9 protein-coding genes are annotated in these 12,348 nt (G+C 40.7%); 6 read left to right on the forward strand and 3 right to left on the reverse strand.

All coding sequences use genetic code 11. The annotated features are described in order from the left end of the window. The first annotated feature begins 86 nt into the window (after positions 1–86). The 6 genes from catM (at position 87) to A7P54_RS10460 (ending at position 8,151) form a co-directional block, all read left to right on the forward strand. Positions 87–1,004 carry a cis,cis-muconate-binding transcription regulator CatM gene (gene catM, locus A7P54_RS10435; protein ID WP_151714865.1) on the forward strand — a complete coding sequence of 306 codons (918 nt, stop codon included), beginning with the start codon at positions 87–89 and terminating at the stop codon, positions 1,002–1,004. Positions 1,005–1,294: 290 nt separating this feature from the next. Continuing rightward, the gene (locus A7P54_RS10440) at positions 1,295–2,560 is read left to right on the forward strand and encodes an OprD family outer membrane porin (protein ID WP_171549524.1); all 1,266 of its coding nucleotides are present in this window, start codon (positions 1,295–1,297) and stop codon (positions 2,558–2,560) included. A 311-nt stretch (positions 2,561–2,871) separates the two neighbouring features. After that, positions 2,872–5,706: a TonB-dependent receptor gene (locus tag A7P54_RS10445; protein WP_171549525.1), complete on the forward strand. Its 2,835-nt coding sequence runs from the start codon at positions 2,872–2,874 to the stop codon at positions 5,704–5,706. Positions 5,707–5,766: 60 nt separating this feature from the next. Continuing rightward, positions 5,767–6,114, forward strand: coding sequence for a DUF3649 domain-containing protein (locus tag A7P54_RS10450; RefSeq protein WP_171549526.1), 348 nt, complete (start codon positions 5,767–5,769; stop codon positions 6,112–6,114). 4 nt (positions 6,115–6,118) lie between these two features. Then, positions 6,119–7,816: a PepSY-associated TM helix domain-containing protein gene (locus A7P54_RS10455; protein ID WP_171549527.1), complete on the forward strand. Its 1,698-nt coding sequence runs from the start codon at positions 6,119–6,121 to the stop codon at positions 7,814–7,816. Then, complete coding sequence (locus A7P54_RS10460; protein ID WP_171549528.1) at positions 7,816–8,151, forward strand: DUF3325 domain-containing protein; 336 nt, start codon at positions 7,816–7,818, stop codon at positions 8,149–8,151. Before A7P54_RS10455 ends, A7P54_RS10460 begins: the two co-directional genes overlap by 1 nt. A gap of 83 nt (positions 8,152–8,234) precedes the next feature. On the opposite strand, the gene A7P54_RS10465 is transcribed toward A7P54_RS10460, so the two are convergent. The 3 genes from A7P54_RS10465 to A7P54_RS10475 form a co-directional block, all read right to left on the reverse strand. Then, positions 8,235–10,727: a TonB-dependent receptor gene (locus tag A7P54_RS10465; RefSeq protein WP_171549529.1), complete on the reverse strand. Its 2,493-nt coding sequence runs from the start codon at positions 10,725–10,727 to the stop codon at positions 8,235–8,237. A gap of 66 nt (positions 10,728–10,793) precedes the next feature. Next, positions 10,794–11,750, reverse strand: coding sequence for a FecR family protein (locus A7P54_RS10470; protein WP_171549530.1), 957 nt, complete (start codon positions 11,748–11,750; stop codon positions 10,794–10,796). A gap of 22 nt (positions 11,751–11,772) precedes the next feature. Further along, positions 11,773–12,288: a sigma-70 family RNA polymerase sigma factor gene (locus tag A7P54_RS10475; protein WP_159884587.1), complete on the reverse strand. Its 516-nt coding sequence runs from the start codon at positions 12,286–12,288 to the stop codon at positions 11,773–11,775. Positions 12,289–12,348: the final 60 nt, after the last annotated feature.

Below are 12,348 nucleotides of genomic sequence, written 5' to 3' on the forward strand. Positions count from 1 at the left end.
CCTAAGCTATTTACATACCCTAAATTAATGTAATATCTATAACTAGGCTGAATTTGGTATTTTTAGATACTTAAAAGGTATATTAAATGGAATTAAGACATCTTCGTTATTTCGTGACGGTGGTCGAGGAACAGAGCATTACCAAAGCCGCAGAAAAGTTATGCATTGCGCAACCACCATTAAGCCGTCAGATCCAAAAGCTGGAAGAGGAACTCGGTATCCTGTTATTTGAACGTGGTTCGCGACCTGTGAAAACCACAGAGGCAGGGCAATTCTTTTATCAGCATGCGGTGCAGATTTTGACCCATACCGCCCAAGCGGCTTCAATGGCAAAACGCATTAGCACGGTGAATAAGATCGTACGTATTGGCTATGTCAGCTCACTACTTTATGCACTGTTACCGCAAGTGATTTATTTATTCCGTCAAAATCATCCTGATATTCAGGTGGAGTTGATTGAACACGGTACCAAGGATCAGATTGAAGCATTAAAGCTGGGTAAAATCGATTTGGGTTTTGGACGTTTAAGAATTAGTGATCCTGCAATTAAACGGATTTTATTGCGCAAAGAAAAACTCAAATTAGCCATTCATAAAAATCATCATTTAACTCGCTTTATCGATCAAGGCATTTATCTGTCCCAGATTATTGATGAACCTATTTTTTCTTATCCCGCCACCCAAAAACCGAATTTTTCCACCTTAATTCAATCGATTTTTACTGACTTGGGGCTGGTGCCTAAAGATATCGTTGAAGTACGTGAAATTCATATGGCACTTGGTCTGGTGTCATCAGGTGAGGGGATTTGTCTTATTCCTGAAAGTGCCAGTGACATTGGTATGAAGAATCTGGTGTATATCCCAATCTTAGATTTAGAAGCCTATACCCCGATTTCATTGGCAGTGCGCAATATGGATCAGAGTCCGTATCTACCGCAGATTTTAGAATGCATTAAGCAGGTATTTGAAGAAGAAGGCATTCCGATCCAACTAGAGGGTGATTAAGCCACTCTAGGCAGCAAGTTTATTTACAAGCGATCATCATGATCGCTTTTTTAATTGTGGCGAAAATAACCTAAAACTAGACTTAAAAGGTATAACTATATACTTCATTATCTATGGAAAATTACATTAATAATTCAAATAATAAAGCATGACCAATATTTGATCCAAATATATCTTTCTGAATTTATGTCGGTTTTAAAGCAATCGGAAAGCATGGTCTATCGAATGGATTAGCTATCAATTCATCTCTTATAGCAACAATAATTTCAAAACTTAGGAAAGGATTTCCCATGTTAAAACCAGATACGCTGTATCGAGCACAGCGCGTAGCCCTATTTACATTCTTTGGTTGCCTTAATATTAATGTGGCTTATGCAGATTTTTTTAAAGACAGCGAAAAAAGCATTTATCTGCGTAATTTTTACTTGGAACGGGATTTTGAAAATACCACTAAAGATTTAGGCAGTTGGTCTCAGGCGATGGCAGGACGCTTTGAATCAGGTTATACCGATACATCGATTCAAGTCGGTTTGGATATGGGCTTTCAATATGCCTTGCGTTTAACGGATCGTTATGATGAACGCCTAGATACCGTATTTAAATATGATCAGCATGAAGGACGACAGGAGCGTGATTATTTAAAATTAGGCGCAACTTTAAAATTTAAATATCACAATACTGAACTGAAAGTCGGTGAGCTTTTCCCAAAAACACCAGTACTGTTTATTGATGATTCTCGACAATTGGTCACCACCTATGCGGGTGCAATGTTGGAAAGCAAAGACATCAAAAATTTAAAAGTCTCGGCAGGGCGTTTTACCCATGTGAATGCTCGAGATGATGATGAGTATCGAAAGTTCACCTTAGGCAACTCGACAGATCCAAACAAAAGAAGTGACGGGCTGAATTTTTTGGGTCTCGATTATAATTTTACCCCTCAGTTGACGGGTTCTTATTGGTTTGGGCAGCTCGAAGATATTTACCAACAACAATATTTGAGTGCGGCCTTTACGGAAACGGTCAACAAGAGCAAGCTTAAAGTGGATGCCCGCTATTTTAACTATAAAGAAGATGGTGATGCTTATTTTGGCGATATTGATGTCCAATCAATTGGTCTGCAAGCCAGTGTACAAAATGGACCACATACCATTTTGACAGGTTTGCAAAAGCATATGGGTGAGGATAATATTCCTTTGTTGAATGGTTATGTACCACAAGCCTATTTACAGAGTTGGTCTGCAATTGCTTTCTACAAAGCTAAAGAGTTCACTTGGCATGTTTTATATAGTTATGACTTTAAAGAGCAAGGTATCCCTGGGTTAAAACTGACATTACGCTATTTAAATGGCAGTGAAATCTATCGTGAAGGGTTTAAGGATAATAAAGAAACCGAGAAAAATGTGATCGTCAATTACACCGTACCTGAAGGTAAACTGAAAGGCTTGGGCTTTGAATGGCGACATATCCGAGCCGATATTAAATATGGCGCAGGCAATAATTCAGGTACAGATTTTGTCGAAAATCGAATCATGACGACGTATACACATAAATTTTAATTATCGATTCAATACAAGAATTGAACAGCCCATCTCATTCAAATTCGTGAATAAGATGGGCTTATTTTTTTAATCATAATCACTAAAACCTGCGAACACTTCCCCCCCAAGCCTTTTTCAAGTTAAGCGCATCATTATTCATTGATCACCTTACCTCACCTCATAAGCTTTTGTTGTTATTGATGACTTTAAATTATGGAGGGATATGGGGTGTTAATGTTATTATTGATAATAATTATCATTATTATTGTCATTTTTGTTTGTTTTGTGTATTATTCACGAAATTTTTAAGAATGAATTAAGGTTCTTACGTGTTAGAACAAAATAACTCTCTCAAATCATCTCAATTTATTAGAACAACACTCTGCACTTCTGTTTTATTGGTGTTGTCATGTCCGCATGTATTTGCACAGGACAGTGCAGATAAAGCCTCGACGCTGCCGACCATTGCAGTGACGGCAAGTAAGGCCGATGTTGCCTATAAATCGGGCAATATGGATATTCCACGTAGTGAAGACGATGTCCAAGCCTATACTATGATCGAGCGGGAAGAGATTGAGCGCTCAGGTACCACCACAGTCACCGAGTTATTGTCTAAAGTATTGCCAATGGCGACCTCAACCAATAATTCCAGTTATTTCTCCGGCACATCGAGTCAAATTAATTTACGTGGACTTGGTGCCAGTCAAACTTTGGTGTTGATTAATGGTCGCCGTAGTGCGGGAACAGGCAGTCGTGGTACTTCTGAATCCACCGATCAACCTAATTTAAATAATATTCCTTTGGCTGCAATTGAACGGATTGAAGTATTACCGACATCAGCTGCCGCGATTTATGGCAGTGGGGCGATTGGTGGTGTCATCAATGTAATTTTACGCAAAGACTATGTTGGCACCGAAGTGAATCTGCGCTATAGCGATACTGTGGATAATCAACAACCCGCCAAATCTTTTAATTTGGTTTCAGGCTTTTCTCTGGAAGATGGTCGTACCCATGTGATGTTGACTGCTTCTAAAAAAGATCAAGATAGTTTGCTAGCGAGCGAACGTGACTGGAAAAGTAAGTCACGCCAAAATATTTTAAAAAATAATCCAAATAGTCTTATTGGGCACAAGGTCAACCCGCCTGCAGGTAATTTAACCAATATTCGTAGTAAAGATGGTTCTGAATTAGTACCAGGATGGGGCTCATCTATGGCGCATCTTCCCAAAGGTTGGAATGGCGATCTGAGCAAACTTGGTCAAGGCTATGTATTGGGTTTGTCAGATGGAGTGAGTGGCTGGTCAGGTAAAGAGGGATTACTTTACGATACCAAGACCGAAGCCTTTGGTCTTTCTTTAAATCGTGATTTTACTGATCGTCTGAATGTATTTCTTGAGGCGGGCTATGAAAAAGAAGAGGGTTGGTCATTTAATACCTCGCCGCACGGTTATAACGTGGTAACAGTGAGCAAAGATAGTCCGCATAATCCTTTTGGCAAGGATATTCTGGTGAATTATCCAATGCGTTTGGATAGCCTAGGTGGCTTTGCCAAGGACACCTTTGAAACTACTCAGAAGAAAGTAGCAACAGGCTTTACCTTTGACCTTACACCAGAATGGATACTCTCGGCAGATTATGCATGGAGTAAATCGGATATTCGTCAACGTTATACACGTCAAGGCAGCAAAAATCCGAAAGCCAGTGCATGGAACAAAGACACTGCCAATAATGCAATTGATTTTTTGCAAGATTTCACCACTACACCAACCGACCTAATTTCAAAATACTGGAACTATCCAAAAAATAATACGCAACAGACCTTAAATGATTTCTCGATTCGAGCCACAGGTCCAATTGCAAAATGGTATGCAGGCGATATTCGATTGGCAACGGGGATTGAACACCGTCGTTATGAAAGTGAAGGCTTTGCAGATCACCAACATGTCGACAATCCTTGGGTGAAGCCGACTGAGCGTAAGAGCAATGCATCCAGTGTTTACACGGAATTTAATATTCCCCTGATTTCCCCTGAGCTGAATTTACCTTTCGCCAAATTACTCGATGTGCAACTGGCTGCACGTTATGAGGATTTCAATGTCCAAGCCAAGATACCGCAATATGACAGTAAAATTGATCCTGCTACGGGCTATCGTTCTAAATTCTTAAATTATAGCGATTCGGGTAAATCAAAATTTGATGCGATCACGCCAACAGTAGGTTTCCGCTTCGCACCGAATGACCAATTGATGTTCCGTGCGTCTTATAGTGAAGGTTTTGTTACACCATCGGTTTCGCAGATCTCTCAAGCGACTTCGACCCAAGTGACGGGAGCGACATTAACTGATCCAGCAACGGGTAAAATCATTAGCACCTATGAAAGCATTTCTGGGGGCAATCCAGATCTGACGCCAGAAAGTTCAAAAAGTATTAATGCTGGGATTGTGTTAACCCCAGAGGCGATTCCTGATTTACGCCTATCGATTGATTATTACAATATCAAAAAAACCAATAATATCAGTTCGATCAGTGCGCAATATATTTTAGACAATCAAAGCAAATATGGTAGCCGCATTCAACGCAATCAAGCTGGCGATGTGGTTTCAATTGATATCACGCCATTCAACGCTTTAAACCTTAAAACCAGTGGGATTGATACCAATTTAAATTATCGCTTTGATAGCGTGATTGGAGAAACCACCTTTAATTTGGGCTATACCCATGTTAATGAATATCGCCAACAACATAATTTGATTGACCCAGAGAAGAATTTTGTCAGTGTGGTGGGTGGCGCGGTATCCGATGCACCGCTAAAACATCGTGCCAATGCCTCGATTTATCTACAGGCCAATGACAATTGGGGCTTTGGTTGGGCAAGCCAATATTATGGTTCTTATGACATGGTTAATGCGACTGCGATTTTGAATCAAACGGGTCGTGCCGATCAAAAATTAAAAATCGAAGATCAAATCTACCATGACATTTTTGCCAAAGTGAAATTGCCGAGCAGTAAGTTGCTAAAACACAGCTCAAGCGAACTGAGCTTCGGTATTCAAAATTTATTTAACGATTACACGGTCGACATGTCTGGAACGCAGTCTTACCTCAGTAAATACAGTGATGTCCGTGGTCGCCAATATTATCTAAATCTTAAGTTTTCTTTCTAATCTTCCTGAAATGCAGGTGGTGATTATTTTGCATCATCGCCACCTGACTGGGTGTCTTTTATGAATATTGAAGCGTCTGTGCCCTTGGCCTCCGCCAAAAGGGTCACAAAAAAGAAGGTTGAACAATCATCATTGATTAAATATCGATTGATGATTTTTTCACGTTTTGTCTTGGCTATTTTGGGTGGTTATTACTTTGCTGCGATTGCTGCAATGTTGATGGGTTTCCTGTTTTCAGCTGAACCTTCCAAAGCCAATGCCGTATTTGGGGCAACCATGTTGGCTTTTGTGATCCATTGTGCCGTGTTCATTTGGGTATTTTTGGTCAACTCAACCGTGAAAGTCTGGTTAGGCATTATTGTTCCCAGTGCTTTGATGACGTTGATGTATTGGTTTTTAAAAGGGTAAAGTCATGCGTGTTGATGGTAAAAATGAAGGCCCTCGCCAATCCATGTCATGGTTACATACATGGACAAGCCTGCTCTTGGGATGGCTGCTTTACGCCGTTTTTCTGACGGGCACGCTCAGTTTTTTCCAAAATGAAATTACGGTGTGGATGAAACCTGAATTGCATCAGTCTGTGAATAATACTTCTCAACAGCAACAATTGGGTTATGCATTACAGTATTTGCAGCAAAACGGGCAACCTGCCGAAAGCTGGAATATTCGTTTTGCCAATGAACGCCAACCCGCAATTATGCTGAATATCCGTAAGCCGGGTGAAGGTCGTCGTCGTGGGGGGGAAATTTATTTAGATGCACAAACTGGACAGGAAATAAAAGCGCGTGAAACTCGGGGTGGAGGTTTCTTATATCGCTTCCATTTTGAACTTTATGGTATGCCGCGTATTTGGGGACGCTGGATCGTCGGTATTGCAACCTTATTCATGTTTGTCGCGATTATCAGCGGTATTATCACTCATAAAAAGATTTTCAAGGATTTCTTTACCTTTCGCCCAGCCAAAGGTCAGCGTTCGTGGCTCGATGCGCATAATGCAACGGCTGTGTTTGCTTTACCTTTTCATATCATGATCACCTTTAGTGGTTTGCTGCTGTTAATGTTCATGTTTATGCCTTGGGCGATGAACAGCCATTATGGAAATGGTCAGAATTTCTATCAGATGTTGAATGAACCTGTTGCCAAAACACCTGAGCAAGCACGTCTACTCGCTGAGCAAAAACAAAAAGAAGCCGCAGAGGAAGGGCGTGGCAATCGAGGTGGTGGTCGTCGTGGTGAAGCCGAACAAGCAGCACCTGTACTTGCCGTAGCACCGATGGTGAATTTGCTGACATTGAGTCATTACGTTCAACAAGGTTGGCAGGATAACCCGATTGCTTCAATTCGAGTGAATAAACCGAATACCGTTGAAGCTGATGTTGAATTTAATGCAACCCGTACCACTACATTGCTTGATCGAGAAAGCATTCCTTCAATGAAGTTTAATGCGGTGACAGGACAATTGATTGATGAAGCCAAGCCTGTTAACTCGGCATCAAAAGCCATTTATACCTTGGTGACATGGTTGCATATGGCTCATGGTGTAGATTCAGTGTTGCGTTGGTTGCTATTTTTATCGGGCATATTAGGCACCATGATGGTGGCTTCTGGTCTGATCTTGTGGGTGGTGAAACGTATTCCAGATGTACAGAAATTGGGTTATAAGCCTTTTGGTCATCGTCTGGTTGAAGTGCTGAATATTACTGCAATCACAGGTCTACCGATTGCCTGTGCTGCCTATTTCATTGCCAATCGCTTTATCCCAGCTCAATTGGCCGAACGTTCTCCGTTAGAGATTAATGTGTTCTTTATGGCATGGTTGCTGTGTTTAATTCATGCGGCTATTCGGGCACATCGTCCCGCATGGTTGGAGCAACTGGCTTTAGCCGCTGTGCTGTTCTTGTTTATGCCAATCCTAAATTTCTTAACAGGCGGGCAGGCGTTGTGGATGAGTATCTATCATGGGCAGTGGATGATCGCCAGTTTTGATCTAGTGTGCATGATTTTGGGTCTGATTTTTATCTATTCTTATTACAAATTAAAGCGTTATCAAGGTTTGGCGGTGAAGCAGAAAAAACAGCCTAAAGCTCAAGCTGTACAGGAGCAAGCATAATGGCGGCATTGATGTTGTGGTGTGTTGCTGTGTTAGCGTTATCAGCACTTGCCTGTGGGATGAGTAAGCATCAGCGCGATATTTTTAGTGCTCAGATTTCAGCGAAAAATAGTCGCCGTTTTGAGATTGTAGGTTGGGTAATTCTTCTTATATCTGCGTTGGTGATGATTTACTTTAAAGGTGCCTCAGTTGGTTTATCTGAGTGGTTGGGTTGTATCACCTTTGCTGCTTTGGCTGTGGGGTTGTTATTGACTTATCACCCTAAAAAACTATGGCAAGCAAATGTGATCGTGACTGTTGTATTTGGGCTGCTGCTGATTGTGACCTTGATTTAAGCTTTGCTTGTATCGAAGTGAAATAAAAAGAGGAAACATAAGTTTCCTCTTTTTATTTTGGTTGTGAATTGATTTATAGAGCTTTAGTAACTTGCTTTTAAAGTCAAAAGGAAATTACGCGGTTCGCCATAAAAATTACCATAACCTGGGTAGCCAATCGTGCTGTAATAGGTTTTGTCAAAAATATTGTTTAAGTTAAGTGCGATATTCCATTGCGGATTAATATCATAAGCGACACGCGCTGACCAAATAGCATAATTAGGTTGAACCAGCTCAATACTTTTCCAAGCACCATCAAACTTTTGTGTCACTGGATTAAATTCTCTGACTGATCCTGCTGCATAGTTTTTACTTTGAGCAATTACACCTCCACCTATTTCTAAGCCATCGACAATTTGATCAAGCTGATAGGTTGTCCAAATTTTTAACAGATTTTTAGGGGTGTAGCTATTATATGGATTTTCAGTATTATCCTTTTTCTCATTTTTATTGTAGGTATAACCTACAGATAAATTCCAGTCAGGGCTAATATTGCCATTCAGTTCGACATCAACCCCTTTACTTTCCATAGAGCCTGTACCGATATAACAGCATAATGAGTTACTGTTTGGAATACTGGTATAGGCGTTATACACTTTTTCCTTTTCTTTTTTGATATCGAAATAAGCAATGGATGCAAGCAAGTTTGCATTAATTTGATGCTTGATACCAAATTCAATATTTCGCCCTGTTAATGGTTCGAGTCCAGGGCCATCGGCTGCTGTTAAATAGTTACGCTGATTTTTATAAATTTCTGCAAAGCTTGCATAGGCTGTAGTAGAAGGCAAAATATCATAGGTAATCCCATAATAAGGAACAAATTTTTTGTCTTCTGTATAGGTGTTTTCAATATTGCTATTGTGGTTATTGATGGTTAACTCATCTTTAAAGGTGTAGCGGCCACCAAGAATGAGGGCTAAATCATCAATAGGGCGTAATTTTAAAGAACCATAAAGTGCAGATTTATTATTCTTGTTGGTCGTATCTGTTGCCCAAGAGAGCGCAGGGTAGTCCCATTCTGGTGGTGCAACGCGATTAAATGCATCGCCATCAGCATAATAGGTCCAATTTAGTCGATAATCTTTTTGGTTGTTACTACGATCAATACCTAAAATCAGATCATGCTTTTGTTTAAATAAATTAAAGCTGCCTTGTAGGTTTAAATCCATTGTTGTTTCTTTAAAGCGCGTATCATCTTGATAGCGCCACCATTGGCTTTGGTGAGTGTCGTAACTGACAGCACCTTCCATTTCAGCGCTGTTAATCGCATCATTACCAATGTTGTGACGCACATTTAGTTGTGTTTTCCAGTCATCATTAATTTGATGTTGGAGATTGGCGAAGAAGGATGTGTTTTTACGTTCGATCCAACCCCAAGGTGCTCCCATCGTCGTACTACGCGGTAAATGCAGATCTGCGCCATCTTCCCAACGAGGTAAGCTAGCATTAAAAGCATCCACTTTATCTTTTTGATAACTCACACCCGTAAACAATGTTGTTTCGGGTAATAAGTCAAAGCTTAATGCACCGTAGACCATTTCACGGCGGCTTTGTGTTGGTTTGTAGAAGAAGTCTCGATCTTGAAAAACAGTGACCAAACGTCCCTTAACACTTTGATCTTCTGTTAAAGAACCTGTTGCATCGAATTCACCACGATAATTATTCCAGCTACCTGCTGAAATTGATCCATTGATTTCGGTTTCTGCTTTTGGTCGTTTAGAGGTGAGATTAATCACACCGCCAGCTTCACCAGCACCGAATAAACCATCCGCACCACGCAATACCTCAACTGCGTCATATTGTGCCATATCAGCACTGTTACTTCGGTCTTCTAGACTTGAAGTACTGCCGCCGTCATAACGGATATTTTCAATCTTTAGACCACGTGCACTATAGTTATTATTTAACCAGAGCTGTTCGCGTGTTACCCCTGTTGTTTGTACCATGACATCATCAAGGGTTTTTAGGCCTTGCTCATCAAGACGCTGACGAGACATAACTGTTACAGATTGTGGTACGTCTTTAATATTCTGAGCTTGCTTGCCAACATTTGTCATATTTTGGCTGGCAGCTTTGATCGAAATTGTTGGAAGCTGTGTTGAATTGCTTTCTTGCTGAGCGTTGTTATTTTTAGCTTGATCTGCTCGTGTGTGAATCGCTTCTAATTGAACCACTTTCGGTTCAACAGCAGCTACAGTTGCTTTGGCTTGAATGCTATATCCCGCATTGGCAACTTTGATGGCTTCAAATGCATGTGGTTTAAGCAAAATCTCTAAAGCAGTTTCTACTGAATAATTTCCTTTTATTGAAGCACTTTTTATTTTAGAGAGTGTGGTCGAGTCATAGCTGATGGTGGTGCCTGTTTGAATCGCGAGCTGTTTAAGTGCTTGATCGAGTGTGGTCGAGCTAATCGAAATCTGATAAACATTGGCAGCATAAGCAGAAGTTGTTGCTACGCTAATAACGCTGAGTGGCATGCCCCATAAAATGGCGCGTACAGCCAACGCCAAGGTAGTTTTCGCCTGATAATCCTTCATGTGGTCTTCTCGACTGGGAGTGTATTTCTCTATAAGTCGAACAAGATCAAAAAAAGGGTCAAATTTTTATCTTTTTTTTATTTTTAATACATATGGACTGTAATAGCTCAGCTCAAGTTGATGGGTATAGGCCAGTGTTTCTAAGCTTTGTTGAGGATTTTTTAATGAAAACACACCTGAAACGCGAAGGCCTTTTAATGCTGGCTCGATAAAATAAGTGCCTTTTTTATAACGATATAGTTCACCAATGACTTTTTCGAGTGGCCATTGTTCTACCACCAATAAGTGCTGAGTCCAGTAGGGTTGCTCGTTATTCAATGGTAAAGGTTTAGAGATCTGTTGACTGTTGAAATATGCACGTTGACCTTGCTGTAAAATCTGCCGTTGCCCAGAATCCTGCGGCTGTAAAGCGACTGCATGTTGATAGACTTTGACCCGAGTTTGATCATGATGCTCTTGTCTTACCGTGAACTGAGTACCCAAGGCCTCAATTGCACCATCTTTGGTCTTCACCATAAAGGGGCGATGTTGCGGATCTTTGGCGGTCTGGATATAAATTTCACCTTCGATCAGTTGAATCTGTCGAGTCTGTTCGGAGAAATTCACGTTGATATAACTGTCACTGGCCAAGATCAAGGTTGAACCATCTTGTAGTGCAACAGTTTTAATTTCACCGATCTCAGTATGATCATCAGACTGCCATTTTGCCCAAGGCAACAAATACATTCCGTAGCCGATAACCAACAATCCTGAAAGGCTCAACAGCATATTTCGTTTTGCAGTCAGATTAAATTTTTGCTTGGACTGGACTAAAGAATCTGAGGGAAAGTGGTTGGATAAACTTGTTAAGCCATGGGTGAATTTATTGATTTGCTGAATGGCGAGAGCATGTTCTTGCTTTTCTGCTTGCCAATGTTCAAATTGTTGCTGCTGTAACTTAGTCATTTCACCTGAATGTAATAGCACCAGCCAATCTGCGGCTTGGTCCAATACATGATCAGGGATTTTAGGGGCTTGAGACATAGCAGCAAAGAAAATTCAGCAATTAATCGGTCTGATTATAAAGACTTATGCAGGCCAAGAAAGCCTGTTTCATATCTCTTTTGACTGTTGCCTCTGAAATATCCAGTTTTTCACTAATCGCACGATAGGTCAGCCCATCCAATTGCGATAATAAAAACACCTGTGCAGTGCGTTCAGGTAGCTTTTCCAGCATCAAATGCACTTGATAAAGCGTTTCACGAATACAGACTTCGTATTCAGCAGAGGGGTAATATTCTTCTGGCAGCTGTGCAAGCGCATCTAAGTATAAATGTTCTACATGCTGATGCCGCCAATAATCAATAATCACATGCTTGGCGATGCCCATTAACCATGCTTGAGGTTCTTTAATCTTTTCAAAGCAATAGTCACTTTTTAAGGCACGATAGAACACTTCCTGACTCAAGTCTTCTGATTGATGGTGGTGCTGTAGTTTGTGCTTAAACCAAGACAACAGCGAGCTTTGTTGTGATTGATAAACGTGGCTAAACCATAACTGTTTTTCTACATTCAGGTTCATAGCAAGGAGTCCACAAATGAGCAGGGAGATGCACAATTAAAGGCGGATGGAAAAAATATT

Origin of the sequence: Acinetobacter sp. Ac_3412, assembly GCF_013072675.1 — a bacterium.
Classification (GTDB): Bacteria; Pseudomonadota; Gammaproteobacteria; order Pseudomonadales; family Moraxellaceae; genus Acinetobacter; species Acinetobacter higginsii.